At 43.7% G+C, this 23,793-nt stretch carries 23 protein-coding genes; 18 read left to right on the top strand and 5 right to left on the bottom strand.

The annotated features are described in order from the left end of the window. Nucleotides 1-65 precede the first annotated feature (65 nt). Nucleotides 66-941: a carbohydrate ABC transporter permease gene (locus IFO66_RS05760; protein ID WP_192024186.1), complete on the top strand. Its 876-nt coding sequence runs from the start codon at nucleotides 66-68 to the stop codon at nucleotides 939-941. Between the two features lie 50 nt (nucleotides 942-991). Beyond that, a complete protein-coding gene (locus tag IFO66_RS05755) occupies nucleotides 992-1,867 on the top strand; it encodes a carbohydrate ABC transporter permease (RefSeq protein ID WP_192024185.1) in 876 nt (291 codons plus the stop codon). A gap of 235 nt (nucleotides 1,868-2,102) precedes the next feature. Here the strand turns inward: IFO66_RS05755 and IFO66_RS05750 are convergent, their stop codons facing one another. Together IFO66_RS05750 and rbsK are read right to left on the bottom strand one after the other, a co-directional pair. After that, nucleotides 2,103-3,137: a LacI family DNA-binding transcriptional regulator gene (locus tag IFO66_RS05750; RefSeq protein ID WP_192024184.1), complete on the bottom strand. Its 1,035-nt coding sequence runs from the start codon at nucleotides 3,135-3,137 to the stop codon at nucleotides 2,103-2,105. A 115-nt stretch (nucleotides 3,138-3,252) separates the two neighbouring features. Next, nucleotides 3,253-4,206, bottom strand: a complete 954-nt coding sequence (gene rbsK, locus IFO66_RS05745; RefSeq protein ID WP_192024183.1) for a ribokinase — start codon at nucleotides 4,204-4,206, stop codon at nucleotides 3,253-3,255. A 159-nt stretch (nucleotides 4,207-4,365) separates the two neighbouring features. Here rbsK and IFO66_RS05740 point away from each other — a divergent pair, with 159 nt between their 5' ends. The 11 genes from IFO66_RS05740 (at nucleotide 4,366) to IFO66_RS05690 (ending at nucleotide 14,954) form a co-directional block, all read left to right on the top strand. Beyond that, on the top strand, nucleotides 4,366-4,725 hold the full coding sequence (locus IFO66_RS05740; protein WP_192024182.1) for a winged helix-turn-helix transcriptional regulator: 360 nt from the start codon (nucleotides 4,366-4,368) through the stop codon (nucleotides 4,723-4,725). 166 nt (nucleotides 4,726-4,891) lie between these two features. Continuing rightward, nucleotides 4,892-5,383 carry a hypothetical protein gene (locus tag IFO66_RS05735; protein ID WP_192024181.1) on the top strand — a complete coding sequence of 164 codons (492 nt, stop codon included), beginning with the start codon at nucleotides 4,892-4,894 and terminating at the stop codon, nucleotides 5,381-5,383. Nucleotides 5,384-5,439: 56 nt separating this feature from the next. Then, entirely contained in the window at nucleotides 5,440-5,772 is a 333-nt protein-coding gene (locus tag IFO66_RS05730) for a hypothetical protein (protein WP_192024180.1), read from the top strand. A 2-nt stretch (nucleotides 5,773-5,774) separates the two neighbouring features. Beyond that, the gene (locus tag IFO66_RS05725; protein ID WP_192024179.1) at nucleotides 5,775-7,163 is read left to right on the top strand and encodes a glutathionylspermidine synthase family protein; all 1,389 of its coding nucleotides are present in this window, start codon (nucleotides 5,775-5,777) and stop codon (nucleotides 7,161-7,163) included. A 30-nt stretch (nucleotides 7,164-7,193) separates the two neighbouring features. Next, the gene (locus IFO66_RS05720; RefSeq protein ID WP_337912571.1) at nucleotides 7,194-7,607 is read left to right on the top strand and encodes a DUF350 domain-containing protein; all 414 of its coding nucleotides are present in this window, start codon (nucleotides 7,194-7,196) and stop codon (nucleotides 7,605-7,607) included. Between the two features lie 125 nt (nucleotides 7,608-7,732). Continuing rightward, nucleotides 7,733-8,602, top strand: coding sequence for a DegV family protein (locus tag IFO66_RS05715; protein WP_192024177.1), 870 nt, complete (start codon nucleotides 7,733-7,735; stop codon nucleotides 8,600-8,602). A gap of 231 nt (nucleotides 8,603-8,833) precedes the next feature. After that, complete coding sequence (fabG, locus tag IFO66_RS05710; RefSeq protein WP_192024176.1) at nucleotides 8,834-9,559, top strand: 3-oxoacyl-ACP reductase FabG; 726 nt, start codon at nucleotides 8,834-8,836, stop codon at nucleotides 9,557-9,559. Between the two features lie 14 nt (nucleotides 9,560-9,573). Continuing rightward, on the top strand, nucleotides 9,574-10,797 hold the full coding sequence (locus IFO66_RS05705) for an acetyl-CoA C-acetyltransferase (RefSeq protein WP_192024175.1): 1,224 nt from the start codon (nucleotides 9,574-9,576) through the stop codon (nucleotides 10,795-10,797). Between the two features lie 57 nt (nucleotides 10,798-10,854). Further along, nucleotides 10,855-12,492 (top strand): acyl CoA:acetate/3-ketoacid CoA transferase, encoded by a 1,638-nt coding sequence (locus IFO66_RS05700; protein ID WP_225445506.1) that lies wholly within the window; start codon nucleotides 10,855-10,857, stop codon nucleotides 12,490-12,492. 38 nt (nucleotides 12,493-12,530) lie between these two features. Further along, nucleotides 12,531-13,763 carry an MFS transporter gene (locus IFO66_RS05695; RefSeq protein ID WP_192024174.1) on the top strand — a complete coding sequence of 411 codons (1,233 nt, stop codon included), beginning with the start codon at nucleotides 12,531-12,533 and terminating at the stop codon, nucleotides 13,761-13,763. Nucleotides 13,764-13,820: 57 nt separating this feature from the next. Further along, nucleotides 13,821-14,954 carry an alpha/beta fold hydrolase gene (locus tag IFO66_RS05690; RefSeq protein WP_192024285.1) on the top strand — a complete coding sequence of 378 codons (1,134 nt, stop codon included), beginning with the start codon at nucleotides 13,821-13,823 and terminating at the stop codon, nucleotides 14,952-14,954. A 133-nt stretch (nucleotides 14,955-15,087) separates the two neighbouring features. Here IFO66_RS05690 and IFO66_RS05685 read toward each other — a convergent pair whose 3' ends face one another. The 3 genes from IFO66_RS05685 to IFO66_RS05675 form a co-directional block, all read right to left on the bottom strand. Beyond that, entirely contained in the window at nucleotides 15,088-16,005 is a 918-nt protein-coding gene (locus IFO66_RS05685; RefSeq protein ID WP_192024173.1) for a LysR family transcriptional regulator, read from the bottom strand. 170 nt (nucleotides 16,006-16,175) lie between these two features. Further along, on the bottom strand, nucleotides 16,176-17,720 hold the full coding sequence (locus IFO66_RS05680) for a solute symporter family protein (protein ID WP_192024172.1): 1,545 nt from the start codon (nucleotides 17,718-17,720) through the stop codon (nucleotides 16,176-16,178). Further along, nucleotides 17,717-18,028 carry a DUF485 domain-containing protein gene (locus IFO66_RS05675; RefSeq protein WP_192024171.1) on the bottom strand — a complete coding sequence of 104 codons (312 nt, stop codon included), beginning with the start codon at nucleotides 18,026-18,028 and terminating at the stop codon, nucleotides 17,717-17,719. The genes IFO66_RS05680 and IFO66_RS05675 overlap by 4 nt, the downstream gene beginning before the upstream one ends. 291 nt (nucleotides 18,029-18,319) lie before the next feature. Here IFO66_RS05675 and IFO66_RS05670 point away from each other — a divergent pair, with 291 nt between their 5' ends. The 5 genes from IFO66_RS05670 (at nucleotide 18,320) to IFO66_RS05650 (ending at nucleotide 23,758) form a co-directional block, all read left to right on the top strand. Then, nucleotides 18,320-19,036 (top strand): response regulator transcription factor, encoded by a 717-nt coding sequence (locus tag IFO66_RS05670; protein WP_192024170.1) that lies wholly within the window; start codon nucleotides 18,320-18,322, stop codon nucleotides 19,034-19,036. Continuing rightward, a complete protein-coding gene (locus tag IFO66_RS05665; RefSeq protein ID WP_192024169.1) occupies nucleotides 19,033-20,100 on the top strand; it encodes a sensor histidine kinase in 1,068 nt (355 codons plus the stop codon). The genes IFO66_RS05670 and IFO66_RS05665 overlap by 4 nt, the downstream gene beginning before the upstream one ends. A 36-nt stretch (nucleotides 20,101-20,136) precedes the next feature. Then, complete coding sequence (locus IFO66_RS05660) at nucleotides 20,137-20,919, top strand: ABC transporter ATP-binding protein (RefSeq protein WP_192024168.1); 783 nt, start codon at nucleotides 20,137-20,139, stop codon at nucleotides 20,917-20,919. After that, nucleotides 20,891-22,828 (top strand): ABC transporter permease, encoded by a 1,938-nt coding sequence (locus tag IFO66_RS05655; RefSeq protein WP_192024167.1) that lies wholly within the window; start codon nucleotides 20,891-20,893, stop codon nucleotides 22,826-22,828. Before IFO66_RS05660 ends, IFO66_RS05655 begins: the two co-directional genes overlap by 29 nt. A 174-nt stretch (nucleotides 22,829-23,002) precedes the next feature. Then, the gene (locus tag IFO66_RS05650) at nucleotides 23,003-23,758 is read left to right on the top strand and encodes a hypothetical protein (protein ID WP_192024166.1); all 756 of its coding nucleotides are present in this window, start codon (nucleotides 23,003-23,005) and stop codon (nucleotides 23,756-23,758) included. The last annotated feature ends 35 nt before the right edge of the window (nucleotides 23,759-23,793 follow it).

The following is a 23,793-nucleotide window of genomic DNA, read 5'->3' as shown; positions in this document are numbered from 1 at the left end:
GCAATGCCTTGCTTAGAGGCATCATCTTTGCAAGGCATTGCTAATCGTAGAAGTGGAGGTGCACGATGCGAATTGGAACAGCTAGAAAACTATTTATCGGATTTGGCCTGCTTCCATCTGTGCTGCTATATGCCGTGTTTGTTGTCGTGCCAGTATTCTGGTCAGCATATTATGGTTTCATGGATTGGAAAGGAATAGGTGAGGCGCGCTTTATCGGTTTTGACAACTATGTGGAAGCGCTATCGCATGATATTTTTTGGCAATCGCTTGGAAATAACTTAATTGTTGTCGCGGCTTCCGTATTTGGACAAGTTCCACTTGCCTTATTATTAGCACTATTGCTTAGCCAAGGTACATGGTTTCAACGCTTCGTACGGGCTTCTGTGTTTATGCCAATGGTACTTTCTTCAGTGGTCATCGGTATTATCTGGTCTTATATTTATCAGCCGCAAATAGGATTGTTAAATGGCATACTCTCTTTTGTAGGGCTGGAAGAGTGGAACCGTGCGTGGCTCTCTGACCCGAGTATTGCAATGTGGATGATTGCCATTCCGATTATTTGGAATTTTATTGGGCCCTACTTAATTATGTTTCTTGCCGCTTTGAGCAGCATTCCACAGGAATTAAACGACGCAGCTGCTATTGATGGAGCGACAAGAACACGCAGATTGTTCTCGATAACACTACCCATGATATGGGATACGATAAAGGTAGCAATCGTGTTGTGTATTTCCGGAAGCCTCAAGGCATTCGACCTCATCTATGTAATGACAAAAGGAGGCCCAGCACATGCCACCGAATTGTTGGCTTCGTACATGTATAACAACACATTCAATGTTTATCGTTATGGGTACGGAAGTGCAGTCTCGACGCTTATTGTAATTATCAGTCTACTCTTGATTGCGGGGTCGCAAATACTTATGCGGCGCAACAATCAATAGTTTAGGTGAGAGGTAAAGATATGGTTCTGTTATAGAGAGGAGTGCAGCCTATGAGTACGTCGATGCCAGCACTGGACACAGGGTTGCATAAGACGCGACGGCAGTATAAGTGGTGGAGAAGATCGATTCGAAATATATTACTTGGCTTTTATGCGTTAGTGACACTGTATCCATTATTTTGGATGTTTATGAGCGCGTTTAAGTCGAATGCAGACTTCTTTGCCAATCCGTTTTCGCTGCCGCAGACTTGGAATTGGAGCAACTTTGTTCGTGCATGGGAAGTTTCAGGAATGGGCAAGGCAACGATGAATTCGCTATTTGTTACCTTTGTATCGTTGGTGTTAACGCTGTTCTTCGGAGCATTGACTGCCTATATCATATCTAGGTTTGAGTTCAGGGGCAGAGGGATATTGTATAGCTTATTACTGCTCGGATTATTAATTCCAATCCATAGCACGTTGGTACCACTGTTCAGTATGATGAATATGATGGGGATTTTCGATACACATGCTGCACTTATTCTACCTTATACAGCGTTTGAGCTGCCGATTGCTGTGTTCATTATTACAGCTTACTTGGCAAATATACCAAAGGAAATGGAAGAAGCGGCGCTTGTCGATGGAGCAGGCTATACGGGAATATTTCTCCGTCTTATTCTTCCCATTACGCTTCCAGCATTGTCTACGGTAGCTATTTTAGGGTTTCTTCGCTTTTGGAATGACTTTGCGTTTGCACTAGTCTTTATCAATGACCCTAGTCTTAAGACATTGCCATTGAGCTTGTCCGTATTTGCAGATGGATTTACGACAGACTACAGCTTAACGATGGCCGCATTATCTATGGCATCCTTACCAACAATTATTGTGTATTTAATGTTCCAAGAACAAGTGATGAAAGGGATGGCAGCAGGGTCAGTTAAAGGATAATGGCTTCATTTTCATAGGTCTATATTGATTGTAACTATTTCTGCATATAGAGCTGGACGTGCCTGAACGGTGGCGACGTCCAGCTTTTGTATTTCATCAACAATAATCGATGGGGCACTGAATGGAACGCCTGAAGTTAAATGAGCATCTGAGGCATGTATAGGAGGTCGAATAAACGAATGATAGACTAGGGGAAAGTCACTCTAGCGGGCTATCAAATAGCTCCTTTATACATTTAGTACGTTGCAATAAGTGATGAAGCAGAAATATCCTGAACAGAACGATTAATATGAACCTGACAGGGTAGTTTAACGGATGTAGGCGCTTGGTTGCGATTACGAATACGCTCTAACAGCAGCTGAATGCCTTGCTGCCCGAATTCGTATGCGGGTTGGGATACGACGCTTATGAAAGGGTTTACCTGTTCAAGCATGCCTAGATCGTCATAACTAGCAACTGAAATTTGTTCTGGTACTTTGATTCCTTCTTCTTCTAATTTGTTCAGTACGCTCATTGCTAACATATTATTTGCAGCGAAAATAGCAGTAGGACGCTTGTCCGGTTCAGCTTGAAGCCAGTGTGATAAGGAAAATTGCTGTTTGTCGTGCACATAACTTGAATTCATCATGAGGCTATCTTCAATAGGTAACCCAGCTTCTACTAGAGCATCCTCATACCCGAGTCTACGTTCTCTCGCTGTCGAGACATTTTCTAAACCGTTTACAAGAGCAATTTTTTGATGCCCTCGCTTAATAAGTTCTCTTACAAGTTGCTTCGCACCTATACGGCTGTCACCAAGCACGGTGTCACAAGCGATACCAGGGACTTCGCGATCGAGCAGGACGAATGGAACATTTTGACGCTCAAGCCAGCGTAAATGTTCAATTGACATATCATTGCTTGGAGCAAATAATACGCCGTCTACACGCATAGATAAGATCATCTCAACATATTGGCGCTCTTTGTCCAGATTCTCGTCGCTATTGCCGAACATAAGGCGATAGCCATACTTATGCGCCATATCTTCCGCACCGCGTGCCATCATCGTAAAAAATGGGTTTGAAATGTCTGTTATGAGCAGGGACAATACTTTGCTCTCTTGCGTGACGAGGCATCTTGCGACGGAGTTAGGGATGTAGTGCATTTCTTCCATGACTTGCTTAACCTTTGTACGAGTCTTCTCGCTCACGCGTCCTGTGTTATTGATGACACGCGATACTGTCATTGCTGATACGTTCGCTTGCTTCGCAATATCGTAGATAGTTGCCATGACGATTCTCCTACCCTTGTGGAATGATGCCTGAATTGTAAAGTTATACCGATTTTATTTTATTCCAACATTTCCATAAGGGCAAGAGGATTAAAGAAGGATGTTTGCGATTAGACTAACATTTTTTTGTAGAAGATTGTAGAATCCAGTTATTTAGCTGTTCACGGGTCGGCATTCCAGCTTGTGCACCGAACTTCATAACGGACATTGCTCCAGCAGCAGTTGCCCATTGTATCGCCTCTGGTAGGCCGCGTTGTTCTGCTAATGCGACAGCTAATGCACCGTTAAAGGTATCACCTGCTCCAGTTGTATCTACAACGGTCACTTTGTATCCTTCGCTATGATGGATATGCCCAGCTTCGTCTGCCCAATAGGCCCCATCCGCTCCTTTTGTCATAATAATACGCGTAGGGGAGTGGCTAAGCTTCTCTTGCCACTGTGTATCCTCTGGAATAGAGTTAGGCTGTGAACCAGTTACGATGTCCAATTCATGCTCATTTGGTGTAATCCAGCTCAATTGAGCAAGGAATGACTCGTCGAGATGAATCGCTGGTGCAGGGTTCAGCATGATTGGAACTTGATGCTGATTGGCTACTGCGACCGCTTTCTCGACAGCGTCTTGTGGGATTTCCAATTGTATGAGAACGAGATCGGATTGGGCAATGATTGACTCATAATCTTGAATGTATGCTGGAGTGACTTCTTCATTGGCTCCAGCTACGATAATGATTCGATTGTCTCCCTCAGCAATGGTAATGGCTGCTATACCCGATGTCTGATTGGGAATGGTACGAATGCCTTCCGTATTTACTCCTTCATTGCGAAGGTTAGTTTGCATCATAGTGCCAAATGCATCGTCACCGACGCAGCCAATCATCGTTACTTGAGCACCGAGTCGGGCACAAGCGACCGCTTGATTGGCACCTTTGCCACCGCAAGTTGTAGCGAAACGTTCACCGTGAACGGTCTCACCTGCATTCGGCACGTTAGAGGTTACCGTCACTAGGTCCATATTCAAGCTGCCAATTACCGTGATGCGCGGCTGTGACGTCGTTTGTAGTTGTGTCATCTGAAATTTGTTGCTCCTTCCTATTTGCCATGCAGTGTATCTGTATCTAGAATACCAGAAACAGTCAAAGTATAGGTTGCGAGATATTTATTTTTCCACTGAATTATGATAACATGAAATATACTTACATTTTGTTAGCGATAAGGAGGGATGGTATAGATGGAACACCAACCGCTATTATGTCCAAGGTTCGAGGCTGCTTTTTGCATTTTAGGGAAACGTTGGAATGGATTGCTTATTCATGCACTTGTCTCAGGACCAAAGCGCTTCAAAGATATTTCTACGCTTATTCCGACGATGAGCGACAAAATGTTGAGCGAACGCATGAAGGATCTAGAGACAGCAGGCATTATTGTTCGAAATGTCTACCCAGAAACACCGGTTCGTATTGAATATGAACTAACAGAGAAGGGGCAAGCATTGAAGCCAGTTATGGAAGCTGTTGAACAATGGGCAGCACTGTGGCTAGATGACCAAGAACTTACTCAGTCTGGATGCCCTTCCAAGGATCAATCATAGTCATCAACATCGAATAGAAGATGCCTATATTTCAAAGGTATAGCCATCAAGACCGTGGGAGCCCCTTCGGTCTTATTTCTGTTTAGAGCACAGCGCACAGGGAAGATGTTGTATAAATTTAGGAACCAACACTCAAATAGAGCGTATGTAAAAGGTGGAAAGGGAGGTGGGCCATATTCAGCCCAATACGATACAGCTGCATTATATAGAATGGGATTCAGACCTGATGCAGGAAAAGAGGATTATTTCGAACTGGAATGTCACACGTGACTATATGTTCGTCTGCAAGCTGACAGATGCGGTCCTCATTCGTAATCGACTCTGGGAGCATATATCTCATGAGACGAATCAGTTACAGCAGGCAGCTATTTATATTATACCATTTCTCGGAAAAAATGTGAAAGACTATATTTCAGGAGTTCAAAGCGCTATTTTTGATGGTCAGTGTCAAGTTGCAGAACAATTTACAGTTGAGTGGCATTTGTGGAAGGAACAGTGTTTTCAGCTCCTATCTTCTTATCAACCTCAAGGACCATTGGATGCAGCCTCATTGCTGCTAGACCATTATGCCTTTGTGGATCAAAGAGAAGTAGAAATGTTGTTAACGGTGTTGGATACGGATCGGAATACCTTATTGCTGTTTGCGAAGCAAGTCTAGCTTAACAAGCGAGTTCTGTGCTTAGGGAGTAAGCAAATGAGGAAGAGAAGAGAGGAATGGAAATGAAAGAAGAAGGAGCAACGACAGCCAGAACGAATAAAAAGCGAGCTTGGGCGTATGCATTGCTTGGTTGTATGCCGCTTGCATTGACGGCTTGTGGAGACTCTGATGTAGAGCCGACTGCTTATGAGGAATGTGTGTATGAAAAAGAAAAAAACGGACACTGGGAAATTGACTGCGATGATGACGGAAGCAGCAGTGGTGGACGCAGCAGCAACTGGTATGTCATGAATGGGTATAGTTCTAAATCCTCCTATGCAAAGCAAGGTACGAAATTTTATAACTCTTACTCAGGTATCGGGAAAAGCGGCTATTCAAGTGGGGGATAGAAATGGAACGTAAAGAAGCTAAGCGTGTGCGACCGACAATGAGCTTACCGTTAACAGCTAGCGAGGCGTTTCATGCGGAGCGCTTGCAGCATGTTCCTTATGTTCGGATGCATCAGCAGGAATATTGTATGACACATGTCATGCTTTACACGGAAGATGAAATAGCAGAGCTTCGTACAGCGTCAGAGCAGTTACATCAAATTTTCATGAAAGCACTTCGCCTTGTACAGGAAGAGCTGCCAGATGAAATCCTTGCACAGCAAATAGGGATACCTGCTAAGCTGTTGGGAAGCTCTCGAATTTCCTTTGCCTTTAGCGGAATAGCTCGACAAGACTGGATTAAAGGGCCAGAGGGCTGGAAGTGTATTGAGAATAATGCGGATACGCCTACAGGCATACCTGAGACAGCATATTTAGCTGAACAGTTGCTGGCAGATAGTCGTGCAGCCGATCATTCGCTCGAGATTCATTTGCATAACCCTTCAGCTGACTTAGAGCATCGCTTGCAGCAGGCTTTAGGAGAAATGTTAGTTCAGTATAGGGAGCTAGGATATGGTACGCGCGTAGTATGCAGCTCATTTGCAAATCACGAAGAAGATAAGGCTAATACGGCATATGTGATGCGTCTTATGCAGCAATTAGGATGGGAAGTAGAGTATTGCCCACTTGAAGAATTACGCGTAGAACCCGCTCGTGGTCTAATTGCAAATGACCGTCCTGTTGATATCTGGTATCGCCTATATCCACTAGAGTATTTGATGGATGATCTTGCTCCTGATGGATATCCGGTTGGTGAAGCTGTGTTAGCGCTTGCGGAGGAAGGGCGACTTGCGATAATGAACCCCCCTCAATCCATCATCCTGCAAAGCAAAGCGCTTCTAGCATTTGTGTGGGCGTGTTTCGAACATCATGAAACGTTAAGTGAAGCTAGAGGAGAGCGGCTTTATACGGAGGAAGAACTTGTTGTTATTCAGCGTTATTTACTGCCAACGTATTTGAATGCAACTCCTTTTCGCGAACGACAGCAGCCTTATGTGCAAAAAAGCATTTGGGGACGTGAAGGGAAAGGAACGAGCATTTATGGGGAAGACGGGAAGCAATTCCACACAGAAGATACGATCCGCAAGGTTGATTTATCAGAATGTACAGTAGAAGAGCAAGAAGAGGTAATGCGATATTATAACGATCAGCTCAAAATATATCAGCAATATGTCCCGATGGAAGCTGCTCGATTGGAGACGGAAGAGGGATATGTGGATGGCTTCGTACTAACGGGGGTTTACACGCCAAATGGTCGATTTGGTGGTGTGCTACCTCGGTTGGGTGGAAGAATAACTGGGGATTTGGCACGCTTTTGCCCTGCGGCAGTATGGAAGCTAGCAAATAGATAAGCTGAACTGATGACAGGAGGAGGAAAAGAAGTGAGTTCATTCAATTCATTTTTAGTAGATTTGGGTAATGTAGGTATAGGGTTGCTGCTGCTCATCGTAATACTCTTAGTAGGTGCTTGGGTATTTAGTAGATTGACTCGATTTGATGATAAAAAGGAAATCGGGAAAGGGAATGAAGCTGCGGGCATTTATATGGGCAGCAAGCTACTTGGATTGTGTATTATTGTGGCAATGGTATCCTATTCGACCAGTGATTGGTTCATGATGTTGGCATGGTCAGCTGTGGGCATTGTTGTTCTATGCCTTGTATATTTCCTTGTAGATAAGCTTCTTCCAGCGTTCCGCGTATGTGAAGAAATTGAAAAAGGAAATGTAGCAGTTGCCCAATTGCTGCGCTGCATTATTATTGGTATCTCAATTGTTGTAGGCACCCTGTTAATGTAAGTGGGTAAGACTGGTGTTTTATGCCTTCTTTTTACCGTTGTCAAGATGAAGCTAGCACCTTTATAATAATAGAATGGTACAGACAGAGAAGATGCTGTAAACACTACGATAGACAGGAGATTATCATGACTATTCATATCATCACGGATGGTAGCTCTGATTTGACACCGGAATTGGCTAGTAAGTTCGGAATACACATCGTTCCGTTGAATGTCCAATTCGGAGATGACATGTATACCTCGGACATGGAATCCAAACTATTTTACCAACGTATGAAGGAAGAGAGCGAGCTGCCGAAGACATCTAGTCCATCACCAGCTGCCTTCTATAATATGTTCAAGTCTCTTGATGCCGATAAAGACATTTTTGTTCTATGCTTGTCTGCTACGTTGAGCAGCACGTATAATCATGCTCTAATGGCGAAAGAAATGTACGAAGAAGAAGGACATCCTAACAAGGTGGAAGTAATTGACGCAAAGACAACTTCGATCGGTCTAGGCTTGCTTGCCGTCCGTGCTACGATCATGGCTAAGGCAGGCGAAAGTCTTCAAGAATTGAATGACAAGATGAAGCAGTTGGCGAAGCAAACGAATACGTTCTTTTCGTTGGATACGTTGGAGAACGTTATTCGCGGTGGTCGCTTGAGCCGTTTGAAAGGCTCGGTAGCTTCGATGTTGAATATTAAGCTCGTGATGCGAGCTGCTGATGACGGATCTGTTGAAATGATCGAAAAGGTTCGTGGGACACAGCGAGCAGTAAAGCGTCTTATTGAAAAAGTGGAAGAAGCTTGGCAGCATCACGCTGATCGTGAATGGATTGCGTTTGCTCATTCTAACTGCGAAGAGCGTGCTCGTGAATTTATGAATATGATTCAAGAAAGCTATCCGTTCAAAAATGTGCTGCTTGTGAACATGGGAGCGGTAATTGGAACCTATGCAGGCGAAGGTGGCTTGCTCGTTACCTTTTCACAATCGGACGCAGCAACGAACGAGTAATTGGACGTAATATTTAATCCATAGAACCTCTTGCTCCTTATCAGTCTAGGAGAGTGAAGGCAGTTGATTGCCCTTCGTATTCTAGTTACTGAAGGTGGCAGGAGGTTTTTTATTTTATCTCATAACTTTTTGTTATACCGGAAATGCCAATTAGGTATTTCCTTTTTTCTGTTTGTATCGTTACACTCTTTTACGAAAGCGTTTACAAAAAACTGAAAAGAGGCTGCAAGCATGGGTAAAATGACAAACAAGATTGCAGTAGTAACAGGCGGTGCAAGAGGTATTGGGCGAGAAATATGCCGTGTGTTTTTAAGGGAAGGTGCAAGTAAAGTTTATTCGATTGATAGGAACATCGGCGAGGATCAGCATGAACGATTGGAACATGTGGTACTGAACGTGTTAGAGCGAGATGATATTGAAAGGTTCGTACGCGAATTGACTGTATCTAATCTCGCTATTGATGTACTCGTTAATAATGCAGGCATTACGAGAGATGGACTCATTCATCATATTTCGTCGGAAATGTGGGATCAAGTGATCGATGTGAATTTAAAAGGTGTATTTCAAATGACACAGGCGGTTGCTCCTATCATGATGAATCAGGGGCACGGCTCCATTATTAATATATCTTCCATCGTCGGCTTGCATGGCAATATCGGACAGACGAATTATGCGGCGACCAAATCAGGCGTGATCGGAATGACTTATACATGGGCAAAAGAATTTACGCGTAAAGGAGCCTATGTTCGGACAAATGCGATTGCTCCGGGCTTTGTTCATACGGAGATGCTTGATTCTGTACCAGATAAAGTACTGCAGCCGATTCTAGAACATACTCCGCTTGGTCGGTTAGGTAAGCCAGAGGATATTGCCAATGCTGCCTTATTCCTGGCGAGCGAAGATTCCAGCTTTGTGAATGGCCATGTACTATCGGTTGACGGCGGCTTGCGCCTGTAAAGGAGGACGTGCAAATGAATCGAGTATTTGTCATACAAGCGAAACGCAGTCCGATCGGTTCTTTTCTAGGCAGCTTGTCTAGTATTTCACCGGCACAGCTGACGGCAGCAGTTATACGGGAATTGTTCACGACTATTGGATCTGGTTCTGGTTCATTAGTTGATCACACGGATGAAGTGATTGTCGGTCATGTGTTGTCGGCTGGGCACGGTCAGAATGTAGCCCGGCAAGCCGCTATTCAGGCTGGATTGGCTGCAGAAGTTCCGGCTTACACCGTGAATATGTTATGCGGCAGCGGAATGCGCTCTGTCATGACTGCTTATGCGCATATTAAAGCTGGTCTGGCTGATGTCATCGTTGCAGGCGGTGTTGAAAATATGTCGCAAAGTCCGTTCCTACTTCCAGAACGTGTACGAAGTGGTCATAAGATGGGGGCGCTGAGTATGGTCGATTCTCTGCTGCATGATGGGCTGACCGATGCGTTTCATCATTACCATATGGGCGTAACAGCAGAAAATATTGCGCGGCGCTATTGTATTACACGGGAGATGCAGGACCAATTTGCAATGAGATCTCAGGAAAAGGCTATCGCTGCACAAGATACTGACCGATTTCGAGATGAGATTGTGCCTATTGAAGTTGTGAATAGAAAGGGCGCCATTGTTGTAAGTGAAGATGAGTATCTGAATCGAGCAACATCGCTGGATAAGCTCGCTCAGCTGCGACCTGCCTTTGAGGATGCTGGAACGGTTACGGCAGGCAATGCATCGGGATTAAATGATGGCGCGAGTATGCTTTTGCTTGCATCGGAGCAGGCAGTACGGAATTATAGTCTTCAACCGTTGGCTGAGATCATTGCAGTTGGTCAAGGTGGTGTTGACCCAGCAGTCATGGGTATGGGGCCAGTACCTGCAATAACAGATGCATTTCAGTCATGTGGTATGACGCTTGATCAAATGGAACTGATAGAGCTGAATGAGGCGTTCGCTGCACAATCTCTTGGTGTGCTGGAGGAATTAAAGCGGCAGCATTATGTGAGCGATGCCTTCTTTGAGGAGCGAGTGAATGTTAATGGAGGTGCAATCGCACTTGGACACCCGTTAGGTGCCTCTGGTGCACGTATTGCTACAACGCTGGTGCATGAGATGATGAAGCGGGAAGTGACCTATGGCTTGGCTACTTTATGTGTAGGAGGCGGAATGGGTACAGCAATGATTGTAAAACGAATAGGTGGCTAATCAAAGCTCTAGCTGCCATAAGCAGTTCATAAACGCTTACGCAAGGGGATGGGATAGATGAAGCGAAAGGTGAGAATGTTGAGTGCAGAACAAGCCGCAGCAATGATTCCAGATGAAGCAGTATTAGGCATCGGTGGTTTTATTGGGGCGGGGGTTGCGGAAGAAATACACGAAGCGGTCGAACGTCGATTTATTGCGACAGGCAAGCCTGAGCAGTTGACTCTATTGTACGCAGCGGGCATTGGAGACGGGCAAACGAGAGGTTTAAATCATTATGCTCATGAGCGACTAATTAAACGGGTAATTGGTGGTCACTGGGGGATGGCTCCCAAGCTTCAGCCATTAGTAGCTGAGAACAAGATCGAAGCGTATAATTTGCCGCAAGGGGTTATTGCCCAATTGTTCCGCGAGGGTGCTGCTGGACGACCGTTATTTGTTACTCATGTTGGTCTTGGCACGTTCGTTGATCCTGATTTGCAGGGTGGGAAGTTGAATGAACGAACGAAGGATGACATCGTCTCTAAAATGCATGTGGAGGGAAAGCCATTTTTAGCGTACCAAGCTCCCCGACTTACCGTTGCCATACTGAAAGGAACAGAGGCGGATGAGGCTGGAAATATTAGCTTTACAAAGGAACCATTAACATTAGACGTACTCTCTATGGCGATTAATGCCAAAAACAACGGTGGCATCGTAATCATACAAGTCGAGCGAATGGTCAAAAACGGGTCTATCGATCCGAAGTCGGTTGAAATTCCCCATATTTTCGTTGATGCGGTTGTAGTGGCTCACGATATGTCCAATCATATGCAGACGTTTGGCACGATGTTTAATGAAGCTTTCATTCGCAGTGATATCATCGCCGAGTCTAGGGAAACTGATTATCCGTTAAATGTACGGAAAATGATTGCACGTCGTGCCGCGATGGTGTTAAACAGTGATAAGCGAGTGTTGAATTACGGTATAGGTATTCCCGAAGTAATTGCCGAAGTATTAAAAGAAGAAGGTCAGGATGGATGGTTCGTTCCTACGGTAGAGCCAGGCGTGTTCGGTGGCAGTCCAGTCGGTGGACTTGATTTTGGATGCGCGATCGTGCCCGATGCAATTATTGATCAATCGATCATGTTCGATTTTTACGATGGAGGAGGAATTGATGCTGCTTTTCTTGGATTAGCCCAATGCGACAAACAAGGCAACATTAATGTATCCCAATTCGGCCCTAAAATTGCTGGCTGTGGCGGATTTATAAATATTACGCAAAATGCTAAGGAGCTGGTGTTTTGCGGCACATTTACGGCAGGTGGATTGGAAGTAAAGGCTGAGGACGGGAAGCTGGTTATTGTGCAAGAAGGGCGGGCTAAAAAATTTATACAGAGCGTCGAGCAGATTACGTTCAGTGGCGAAGTAGCCCAAATAAACAAGCAGCGTGTGTTGTATGTAACAGAGCGCGCGGTATTTGAGCTAACAGTTGAAGGGCTAACGCTTGTAGAAATTGCACCCGGTATTGACTTGGAACGAGATATTTTTGCACAAATGGATTTTCGCCCACAATTAGCGGAGCCGATCCGCGTCATGGATGCACGGATATTTTGCGACCAGCCAATGGGGCTCGTGTTTGAAACGGCCACGAAGGCTGTAAATCAAGACACAAAGGAGGGGAAACGAACAACGGCTGATGTCAGTGTAGCTTTGTAACTCGTGCATGTGCAGATAAACATGAGGAGGTTATGTTAATGACCAATTCGAGCAATCAGAAATCGGTAAGGGCTTACTTGATTGAAATGATTATGTTTCTGACATACGCATTGTTTGCCGTTTCGTGGATCGCAGGATCGACGCTGACACCACAAATTATGGAGAGTTTTGATATTAAGACATTTGCCAATGCGACCTTAATTACAAATGCAATCACGATTGCTAAAATTGTGGGCAATTTAATGGCCGCTTGGGTGCTTATAAAGCTCAAGCCAAAAAAAGCGATTGCCTTGGGCAGTTTATTAATTAGCTTGTCAGCGCTGGGAGCATTTGCAACGAGCTATTGGCTGTTTGTACTAACCAGATTTATGATGGGGATCGGTGGTGCATTATTCATCGTTTACTTCGGCCCTATTGTGTTCCACTATTTCACGGCGAAGCAGCGTCCGATGATAAACGGAATCAATTCTGTTGCCTACAACGTCGGCAGTCTTATTGCGATGGTTGTCGTTACACCTGTTATATTAGCACTTGATTCATGGCAAAATACGATCCTTGTATTCGCCGGAACGAGCTTTCTTTTATTTGTCGCATGGCTGCTTTTAGGTGAAGACTTTGAGATTTACCAGAATAAGCAGCAGGTCGCAGATATCGGACAACGATACACGTTTAGGGAAGGTTTGAAAGACAAGTTCAATTATATTTGCGCATTCACTTATTCAGGCTGCTTATTGTTGTATTTAGTCATTTTGACGATTTTCCCACTATCACAAACGAACGCAATGGATGCGAAGACGTTAACTGCAGTTATGGCCATTGCCGGGTGTGTAGGTACTGTGTTTGGCATTATGGCGGTTAAAAAATTTGCCTTGCGCCTACCTGTTATTCGCTGGTCGGGATTAGCGATGACTGTATCCGCTTTACTTATGGTCACAACGAGTTCCCCCGTTTTTTCAATTATAGCGGCATTTTTACTTGGATTTTTCACATTCCTACCAATGACAACACTTGTTACGATACCACAGGAGCTGCCGGGCATGACTCCGTCCAAAGTAACCGTTATGATGGGATTTTTCTGGTCATTTGCGTACATCATCGAGACAATACTTTATTATTTAGTTGGCCTTACAATAGATATGGGTGGATTTCAATCTGGCATATACTTAGCAATCGGATTCAGCTTGACGTTCTTTATCGGTTCTTTCTTATTGCCAGAGACAGGCAAGCGCAGGACAGCGGTAGATACGGCTCATGTACAGCCATCAGCATAGTGTGTACGGGTCATAATCGATCATAGCGATGATAAAATGGAGGAACCGAGTATGGATATGCAGCGAGTAGTGAAGCAATCTTTTTCATTGGAAGCGTATACATTAGAGGGTGGGGCTACGATACCTGTTACATTAGGTTACGAGACATACGGTACATTAAATGAGCAGAAATCGAACGTCATCCTTGTGTGTCACTATTTTAGTGCCAACTCCCATGCAGCTGGAAAATACAACCCTGATGATTCGGTATCCGGGTGGTGGGATGGACTCATTGGGCCTAGAAAAGCGGTAGATACAAATCAATATTTTGTTATTTGTACGGATAATCTTTGCAACGTACAGGCCAACAATCCTTATGTTACGACGACAGGGCCGAAAAGTATAAATGCGGAAACGGGTCGAGCATATGGGATGACGTTCCCTGCTTTTACTTTTCGTGATATGGCAGGTATTCAATATGAATTAATCAGACAGTTGGGCATTCCGCATCTTGTAGCCGTTATGGGTCCGTCTGCTGGTGGGATGATTGCTTTGCACTGGGCTGTGCAATACCCGACAATGATGGACAATGTGATTGGGGTAATTACAGCAGCGCAAAATCCAATCATGACTTCATTCAACGTATTGCAGCATGCGATGCGAACCATTAAGCTTGATCCAAACTGGGACAACGGAGAATACAGTGAACAGCAGGAGCCGTTGGAGGGGCTGCATTTGGCCATCCAGATGATGAATATGAACGCGTTCACGGCTAGCTATCAAGAACATGCATATCCACGAGATAGCAAGGAAGCGGCCCCCTATGCGTGTGTAGAGACGATGACCTCCTATGAATGTGCGCTGTATGATAAGATTGCGAGCAATATTCCACTGATTGATGCGAATCATTGGTTATATACAGCCCGAGCTACGATGATGCAGGATGTGTCACGAGGATTTGATTCTTTGGAGGAGGCTCTTTCTCGTATCGAAGCGCGTGTCCTTATGATTCCATGTGAACAAGATTTGCTACAGCCACCTGAATACAGTCAGAAAGTAGTTGATATATTGAAAAGGCAGGGCAAGGAGGCTGAACTCCATATGATCCAAAGTGATAAAGGACATATGGCAGGTGTGTTGGAGCCTCATCTTTTTGAAAATGAAGTGAAAGCTTGGTTGCAAGTTGGTGTAGAGGCGGAAACGACTAGTTAGTGGATGGTTGTAAACCGACAAAACCAGCTACCGATAACCAAAAAAGGCAGGTTTCCTCTTGGGTGAGAAGGGGAGAGCTGCCTTTTGTTATTTCTTGATCGATATAGTGAATGGAAGTGAGTAGAAATAATGACTAGTTCCCATGCGACGCTGGTATGGAAGGAAACATGCGGGTCATTACCTCTTGCGTATGCTCAATGAAAGCTTTCATGGAGTAGGATACATACCGCTGCTTCTTATAGACAATCGCCACTCTCCAGCGGAAAGTAGGATGATCGATAGGTATTTGTTTCACGAGATTGGACTGAACACGTGTAAGAATAGGACGGGGCAAGATGGTGACCCCTTGTTGTAAGCCGACTAGTTCAATAAGAAAATCCCATTGTGAGCTATTGAAAGTCACACGGGGAACGAATCCGGCTTGATTGCATACGGACAAAATATGGTCATGGAGCATAAACGTATGATTTAATAGAACGAACGATTCCTGCTTTAAATCTTGCACACGCACGGATTCATACGCTGTGAGTGGATGGGAATGAGGAACGACGAGCATATAAGTTTCCTCGATAATGGGGATGGCTGTAATCTTTTCTTCATTTACTGGCAAAATTACGATGCCTAGCTCGATCGTACCGTCAAGTAGGCTGCGCTCAACTGTTTTTGCTCCTTCTTCAATTAGTGTGAGTTGGATACCAGGATATTTTTCGCGAAAAGATGCGATAATGGCAGGAAAGAAGCTAGTTCCGATAACAGGTGGAATTCCGATACGGATGTTTCCTTTATTTAATCGTACTGTATCATATAGCGACTGCGTCAATGCTTCAAAAGATTGTATCAGTTGTTCAGCTTCAGCTGCCAATACAGCGCCTGCATCCGTCAAAGTCAATGGATTGCTGGAACGGTCGATTAAGGTCACATCCAATTCCATTTCTAAGTTTTTGATGACTTTGCTTAATGCAGGCTGGGAAACATGTAATTTCTTGGCTGCCTGGGTCATATTTAAGCATTTGGCTACTTGTACGAAATAGGTTAATTGCCGGATATCCATCTGAATCCCCCTTCTATGTACCATGTTTCCTACTTGTTTGTAGGTAGGAACCTAACATGCTTATGGTATACCTCTATTTTAAATTCTGCAGCACAGCTAGACAACACAAAACAGCTTCCGCAGCAGCGGAAGCTGTGAAAGAGTCTTCGTAACCGAATTATGTAATTGGGTTACATATGAATCCCTGTATTTGCTTTAACGAGCACCTCGTCAAACTTGGCATCCCGATTGTTATCTTTATTCGCCGATCTACTGGTCAATATTGTACCAAGCCATGCGCCTATAAAGCCGAGAGGTATGGAAATAATGCCTGGGTTCGTTAACGTAATGAGAGGTTCTCCAACTAAAATCGCTTTTCCTTCTGGTCCCCATACACTTGGGCTGATTGCAACGAGGATGATAGCAGATAGCAATCCAGTCAACATACCAGCGATTGCTCCAGCTGTGTTGAATCTTCTCCAAAATACAGTAAATAGGATAACGGGAAGATTAGCGCTCGCTGCAACGGCAAAAGCCAAACCAACAAGGAAAGCTACATTCAGCTTCGAAGCAAGCAGAGCTAAAATAATCGAGAGTATAGATACCCCGATTGATGCCCAACGCGCAGCTGACATTTGCTCCTTTTCACTGGCTTTGCCCTTCCGAACGATGTGATTGTAGAAGTCGTGTGCAAAGGCAGATGCGGCAGATAGGACAAGTCCTGTGACAACCGCTAATATGGTGGCGAAGGCAACAGCAGAAATGAGGGCAAAGAAGAAGTCTCCACCAAGTTCTCGAGCTAGCAGTGGAGCTGCCATATTACCGCCCTTATCTGCTGCTGTTATAAGATCAGCTCCGACAAATGCAGCTGCGCCAAACCCTAAAAAGATGGTCATGACATAGAAAAGACCGATGACCCATGTTGCGTATACAACGGAGGAGCGGGCAGTAGGTGCGTCTTTAACCGTAAAGAAACGAATGAGAATGTGAGGCAAGCCAGCAGTACCTAGCACGAGACCTAAATTCAGTGAGAGGGTGTCTAAAGAATTCGTATACTTGTTACCAGGATTTAAAAATTGTTCGCCTAGCGGAGTGGCAGTTTTCATCGATTCGAACATTTTAATTAGGTTGAAGTCGAACTTGGAGAACACGATCATGGAGAGTAGGAACGTACCACCCATCAGAAGTACGGCTTTAATAATTTGGACCCATGATGTAGCATGCATGCCCCCAAACACAACGTACAAGGTCATAAGACAGCCTACGATGATGACCGACCATACATAGTCGATACCGAGCAGCAGCTTAATAAGAGCACCTGCACCAACAAGCTGGGCGATCATATAAAAGGTTGAGATTGTAATCGTATTAAGGGCAGCAACACCGCGCACTTTGTTAGCCTGAAAACGCGCTGCTATCATATCTGCTAACGTATATTTGCCTAAGTTACGGAGCGGCTCAGCGACTAGGTACAATACAACGAGATAAGCGACGAGGAATCCTATAGAGTAGAAAAATCCGTCGAATCCAACTAATGCGATGGAGCCAGCAATCCCTAAGAAAGAAGCGGCTGACATATAGTCCCCCGCAATAGCGAGTCCGTTTTGCCAACCTGTTAATCCACCGCCCGCTGTGTAGAAGTCCGAAGCGGAGTTCGTTTTCTTGGAAGCAAAGTAGGTGATGACCATTGTAAGCAATACGATGACACAAAATAGCAGGAAAGCGGTCATATTCATCCTCGTTCACCGCCCCATTCATTTTTTAATTGCTGCACGTCTTGGTCAAATCGAGCAGCACGATGGGCATAGATCATACAGAGTGTCCACGTCATAATGAATTGAGCAAAGGCAAACACCCACGCCCATGTGATAGGTCCAAATGCAGATTGGTTCAATATCGTTGTGTAAGAGGTGAGAATAGGAAGGGTGAAGTAAAAGGCGAAGAAAAACAAGGTCATTGGCAGAATGAATTTCTTTTTGCTTCGCATGAGAGACTTGAACTGCGTGGATTGAGCGATCTCAGCATAATTAATATCAGGTTTCATAAATGTATGTAACCTCCTGTCTATACCTATAGTTATTATCGTTAGGTGTAGTTCTTGGTGGTTATATTTGCATCTTGTTCGTAAGCGCTTTCACCTCCTTTTCCGAGTATAAGTAAAGTTCATAATTATGTCAAATTAATTACAATAAGTGGGATAATGATAAGTTTGAGTAAGTTTTATCCGATACTGCATTATGCTATGATGAATAGGGAGTGTTTCATGAATGAAACTTGCTTCATTACTTACAAACTGCGTTGTTAAACAGAAGGATTCACGAACGGAGGAACAAAGATGTATCGCATCATGATCGTGGAGGACGATGACAAGATTGCTTCCATGCTTCAATCATCGTTAGAAAAATATAATTATTTGGTTACGAGAGCTACAAATTTTAAAGCGTTAAAGGAAGATCTGATTGAGATACAGCCAGATCTTATTTTGCTTGATATCCATTTGCCAGCTTATGACGGATTCTATTGGTGCAGGCAATTTCGCACGGTTACGAACGCACCTATTATATTCGTATCTGCGCGTGCAGGAGAGATGGATCAAGTTATGGCGATTGAAAATGGCGGAGATGATTATATTACGAAGCCATTCCACTTAGATATCCTATTGGTAAAGGTGAAAAGTGTACTTCGTCGTACCTATGGTGAATATGCCGCTGTCAGTGCTACCAATGGTGAAGAATTGAATCTAAATGGCTTACTGCTTCATCGTACGAAAAATACGTTGGAATGGCAAAGTAAGCGCGTCGATCTAACTAAAAATGAATCCCTTTTACTTGGCTGTCTTATGGAAAAGGCGGATACGATTGTGCCACGTGATACCTTACTTGAAGCTCTATGGGACGATGTAGATTTCGTAGATGACAATACGTTGACGGTTAATGTTACTCGTGTTCGTAAGAAGATGGAGGGGCTTGGCTTGGATAAAGTGATTGAAACGGTTCGAGGACAAGGGTATCGACTGTTGACGGATTGGCATGAAGACGGTGTAGTCGAATGACTTTTTGGAAATATGTAAAAGATCGGTTCCTGCTTGTGACGGCATGGATGCTATCCCTAATGATGTCGCTAATCGTGGTTCATTTTGATATGCAAATTGGGGCGCGCGTGATTCGCAGCAGTAGTCTTGTGTATGTGTTTGTACTCGGTGTTTTTATTGTCGGAGTAGGAATTATTTATGACTACTTGCGACAGCGGGAATGGTACAAAGAAATAAATTACGCTCGTATCCATGAAAATGACAATGAGTTTTCGTTATGTTTACAGAATCCAGTAACCGAAGAACAACAGGTTATGTACCAGCTCTTGCAGCGTCAATACAGCGCATTTACAGACCAAATGATGCTGATGAGGCAGCAGCGCGAGCAGCATGTACATTTTACAAACCAATGGGTTCATCATATGAAGACGCCTGTCTCGGTGCTTCATTTGATTACACAGCAGCCCGCGCAGCGAATGAATGAAGAAGAAGCTCGTGCGTTATTGGCAAATGTAAGTGAAGAGACAGACCGCCTTACAGGGGGATTGGAACTCATGTTACATACGGCTCGTTTGGATAAGTTTGAGCTTGATCTGCATGTCTCACAAGTGTCGCTGCACCACGATATTAGACAAGTCATTAACCAGCATAAGAAAATGTTTATTCGTTACCGTATTTTCCCGAAAGTACTAGGTGAAGATAAGCTCGTCGAAAGTGACAGCAAATGGCTGAGTTTTATCGTGACTCAGCTTGTGACGAATGCTATCAAGTATTCAAAAGATAAAGAAGGAGCGAAATCGTTACATTTTGAAATCGAAATGGCTGAGAATGATGATACAGTGTGGCTGCATGTTATTGATGAAGGAATAGGCATTGCACCTCATGATATCCCACGTGTATTTGAAGCTTTCTTTACAGGGGAGAACGGGCGTAAGGAAGGGGATGCAACCGGAATGGGGTTATACTTGGTGAAGCAGGTGTGCAATCGTCTAGGTCATCGAATACAGATTACATCCGAGATCGGAGTCGGAACGAAAGTCAGCATCGGATTTGAATCACGCACGATTCATAAAGGATTACTTTGACGGAATGAACATGTACGTGAAAGAAGGAGCCAATCAATGACGACAGTTTTGAAGGTCGAACAAATAACGAAAATATATGCTTCCAGAGGAAAGATGACCTACACCGCGCTAAATGATGTGAATATGCAGCTTGAACAAGGCGAATTCGTTGGGATTATGGGTCCGTCAGGCAGTGGCAAGACGACGCTGCTCAACATTTTAGCAACGATAGACAAACCGACCGCCGGGCGAATTTCAATTAATGGCCATAATCCGTTAAAAATGTCCAACAGGGATCTATCGAAGTTTCGTCGTCGTGAATTGGGATATGTATTTCAGGATTTTAATCTTATCGATTCATTATCGATCAAAGAAAATATGATTCTCCCATTAGCGCTGGACAAGGTCTCAAGTAGTGAAATTGAGCGTCGAGTGCAGTTTATAGCGGAACGCCTTGGCATTGAAAATATATTGGATAAACGTACGTATGAAATATCTGGTGGACAAAAGCAGCGCACGGCGATTGCCCGCGCTGTTATTCATGAGCCGTCCTTATTGCTTGCAGACGAGTTAACAGGAAATTTGGATTCAAGAGCTGCTAAATCGGCCATGGATGCTTTAGAGCAGTTAAATACGGAGCTGGGAACCACCGTGCTTGTCGTTACCCATGATCCGTTCACAGCTAGCTATTGCAAGCGCATTTTGTTTATTAAAGATGGAAAGTTATTTACAGAAATAAGACGTGGTTCAAGCAGGCCAGCCTTCTTCCAACAAATTCTTGATACATTGAGCTTGTTGGGAGGTAACTTCGATGACATTCCGAGCACTCGCCTTACGTAATATTACGTCCAACTGGCATCGCTACAGTGCCTATTTTTTGAGTTGTACGTTTTCCGTGACGATATTTTTTTTGTATATCTCGTATATGTATCATCCGGGGCTTGTGCAAATACAGAGCCAGCTTGGGGAAATTGGGCAAGGCATCATCGTCACATGTTCGATACTCATTTTTGGGATATCGTTTTTCTTTGTACTCTATTCGTCATCGGGATTTATTAGCTCGCGTCAAAAAGAAGTGGGATTGTTCTCACTTTTCGGGATGTCTAAGTGGCAGCTGCGGCTTATGTTTGTATATGAAAACTTATTAATAGCGATAGCTTCCATAGCAGTAGGTATAGGAACAGGTACGATATTATTAAAGCTGTTCTTAATGAGCATGTCTTACTACATGATTCTCGAATCACCTTTGCCATTTTATTTTCCTATTGATGCTGCGATTTTTACAGCTGTTGCGTATATGGCACTGTTTGGACTTATTACATTGTGGACATTACGCAAGGTGGGCAAGAAGGAACTCGTAGAGTTGATTCGTTCTGAGAAAGGGAATGATCAGAAACTGCGGTTTTCTTGGTTGTTAGGCATATCGTCTATTGTCAGCCTTGTATACAGCTATTACTTAGCGTGGCATACCCATGTGGAGCATCTTGGATCGAGAATGTTTCCTATTTTTGTACTTGCCATAGCGGGTACTTACTTTTTATATACACAGTTCAGTGTGTTAATCGTTCGAGTGCTGAAGCTGAATCGCAGCTGGTACTACAATGGGACAAATTTGTTGAATATATCCCGTGCAGCTCATCGCGTAAAGGAGAATGCACGCGTACTATTTAACATCTCCATTCTCGTTGCAGTCGTCTTGACTTCTTCGGCCTCTGTCTATGCCTTGGATCGATCTATGCATCAGCATAGCCGTGCCTCGCATTCGTTTGCGTTTTCCATGTTGAAGGTGCATGACAAGCCTTTTTTGCTAACAATTGATCAAGTTAAAACAGTGGCAGAGCAGTATCAACATCAAATTACTGCTGTTGAAGAGTTAGAAATAATTGAAGCTACATCGAACAGTATTTATGGTCGTACAGGAGCCGTTTCTCTTATTCGTCAATCTGACCTGAATAGACTGCTTACCACAATAGGCAGACAGACATTGGAACCGCTTGATGAGGATGTATATTGGTTTGATCAAAGAGTAAACGAGCTGTTTCAGGGCGGGAATAGAATTAATCCAGGAACAATTGAAATCCAATTAGAAGGATTGAAACAGTCACTAAACCTTACAATTAATCAAAAAATAGACGATACACTGATTCCTAGTAGATATGCAAGTGGTGACGTGTTAGCTCTACCGGATCTTCAGTGGGAGCAATTATATAACCAGGTATCTCCTAAGCTTATAAGTAAGGTGATAATGGTGGATTGGACCAATTGGGAACAATCTTATTGGTTAGTGAAAGAATTAGAGCGATTGGCAGATGCACCGAATTCTTATTACATGACAAGTCGAATCACTGATAACTATGAGGTGCAGCAGACATCGTCGCTAGGATTTTTTATTGGGATCTTTATTAGCTTGATGTTCTTTGTAGCCAGCGGCAGTATTATTTATTTCAAAATGTTTAACGATTTACAAGAGGATAAGAGCTATTATCAATCGCTTATTCGAATTGGACTCTCTATTCAGGAAATCAAGCGAGTTGTAAATGTGCAGATCGGTATTATTTTTTTCCTTCCGTGTATAATCGGGAGCCTGCATACGATGTTTGCGATGAAGACGCTAAGTAATATTATGAACGTAGATGCTATGAGCTATGGATTTACAATTGTACTCATATTCATCGTTATGCAAAGCTTGTATTTTTTGGCATCAAGAAGGGCGTATTTACGAGTTATTTTACAGGGGATTGCAAGATAAACCTTTATCCGTGCATATATGTTTACATTCATTAGCTTGATGTCATTTTACTATAAAATGGGCAGCGCGGCGGATTGTAACGGGTTTGAAACTTTTTTGTCCCACATTTCGTGCATAATATAGTCAATAAGAGGCAGGCTTGGTGACTCGTAAGCCGGAAAGTGAGAGGATACTATGAGAACACCACAACGACATAAGAGAATGACAGGGTGGGTATGCTGCTTTTTAGCTCTATTTGCAATGGGCTGTTCGACAGAAACAAAGGTTTCAGAATATGCATCACAAACTGCTCAACAGGCTCAGGCAAGTGAAGCAAGCAAACCACAAGTGGAACTTGTTATAGACGGCGGCACCTATGTACCAAATGTGAAGGACCGCGTTCAAATAGACTGGCATGAACAATTAACACTTAGAGAAGCATTGTTGAGTACAGGTAAGGTCAAGATGAAGGAAGACGGAGCGGGAATCGCTTCTGTCGTAGATGTTGGATTAGATTCCAAGACGAGATGGAGCGTTATGCTCAATGATAAGGAAATTACAGCTCGCCAGTCGTTCGACTCGGTCATATCCCTTAATGATAAGATAACGGTATACGCGAAGAAGTTGGATGTCGGCACGAGTGGTGCTACTGAACCGAGCGTAACCTTGACGATTGATGGTGGAGATACACTAAATGAAATTTCCAATTCTTATCTCATCCCTTGGAAGCAATCGGATACATTAGCAGGTGTCTTTGCAGAATTTGATTTGGTAAAATTGTCTGAAGATAAGAAGCGCATCGTCCAGTTTGGCAAGCACGAATTAGATGATAAGTACAAGTTGTCTCTAAAAGTAAATGGAGAACAAGTACAGCATAAAGATATTTTAAATATGACCATTAATGCGAACGACCATATCGTATTAGAATTAAAGCCGAAGACAAGCTCATAATGACACGATATAGAAGAACCTCCAAGATCCACGAA

The sequence above is a fragment of the Paenibacillus arenosi genome (assembly GCF_014841135.1).
GTDB lineage: Bacteria > Bacillota > Bacilli > Paenibacillales > Paenibacillaceae > Paenibacillus_B > Paenibacillus_B arenosi.
Note: the sequence above shows the minus strand (reverse complement) of the source record. Positions and strands in the feature narration are given on the sequence as shown.

Bases quoted from the DNA above. Each gene is read 5' to 3' on its own strand.
- IFO66_RS05760 (WP_192024186.1), top strand. From the start codon at position 66: ATGCGAATTGGAACAGCTAGAAAACTATTTATCGGATTTGGCCTGCTT.
- IFO66_RS05755 (WP_192024185.1), top strand. From the start codon at position 992: ATGAGTACGTCGATGCCAGCACTGGACACAGGGTTGCATAAGACGCGA.
- IFO66_RS05750 (WP_192024184.1), bottom strand. From the start codon at position 3,137: ATGGCAACTATCTACGATATTGCGAAGCAAGCGAACGTATCAGCAATG.
- rbsK (WP_192024183.1), bottom strand. From the start codon at position 4,206: ATGACACAACTACAAACGACGTCACAGCCGCGCATCACGGTAATTGGC.
- IFO66_RS05740 (WP_192024182.1), top strand. From the start codon at position 4,366: ATGGAACACCAACCGCTATTATGTCCAAGGTTCGAGGCTGCTTTTTGC.
- IFO66_RS05730 (WP_192024180.1), top strand. From the start codon at position 5,440: ATGGAAATGAAAGAAGAAGGAGCAACGACAGCCAGAACGAATAAAAAG.
- IFO66_RS05725 (WP_192024179.1), top strand. From the start codon at position 5,775: ATGGAACGTAAAGAAGCTAAGCGTGTGCGACCGACAATGAGCTTACCG.
- IFO66_RS05715 (WP_192024177.1), top strand. From the start codon at position 7,733: ATGACTATTCATATCATCACGGATGGTAGCTCTGATTTGACACCGGAA.
- fabG (WP_192024176.1), top strand. From the start codon at position 8,834: ATGGGTAAAATGACAAACAAGATTGCAGTAGTAACAGGCGGTGCAAGA.
- IFO66_RS05705 (WP_192024175.1), top strand. From the start codon at position 9,574: ATGAATCGAGTATTTGTCATACAAGCGAAACGCAGTCCGATCGGTTCT.
- IFO66_RS05700 (WP_225445506.1), top strand. From the start codon at position 10,855: ATGAAGCGAAAGGTGAGAATGTTGAGTGCAGAACAAGCCGCAGCAATG.
- IFO66_RS05695 (WP_192024174.1), top strand. From the start codon at position 12,531: ATGACCAATTCGAGCAATCAGAAATCGGTAAGGGCTTACTTGATTGAA.
- IFO66_RS05690 (WP_192024285.1), top strand. From the start codon at position 13,821: ATGCAGCGAGTAGTGAAGCAATCTTTTTCATTGGAAGCGTATACATTA.
- IFO66_RS05685 (WP_192024173.1), bottom strand. From the start codon at position 16,005: ATGGATATCCGGCAATTAACCTATTTCGTACAAGTAGCCAAATGCTTA.
- IFO66_RS05680 (WP_192024172.1), bottom strand. From the start codon at position 17,720: ATGAATATGACCGCTTTCCTGCTATTTTGTGTCATCGTATTGCTTACA.
- IFO66_RS05675 (WP_192024171.1), bottom strand. From the start codon at position 18,028: ATGAAACCTGATATTAATTATGCTGAGATCGCTCAATCCACGCAGTTC.
- IFO66_RS05670 (WP_192024170.1), top strand. From the start codon at position 18,320: ATGTATCGCATCATGATCGTGGAGGACGATGACAAGATTGCTTCCATG.
- IFO66_RS05665 (WP_192024169.1), top strand. From the start codon at position 19,033: ATGACTTTTTGGAAATATGTAAAAGATCGGTTCCTGCTTGTGACGGCA.
- IFO66_RS05660 (WP_192024168.1), top strand. From the start codon at position 20,137: ATGACGACAGTTTTGAAGGTCGAACAAATAACGAAAATATATGCTTCC.
- IFO66_RS05655 (WP_192024167.1), top strand. From the start codon at position 20,891: ATGACATTCCGAGCACTCGCCTTACGTAATATTACGTCCAACTGGCAT.
- IFO66_RS05650 (WP_192024166.1), top strand. From the start codon at position 23,003: ATGAGAACACCACAACGACATAAGAGAATGACAGGGTGGGTATGCTGC.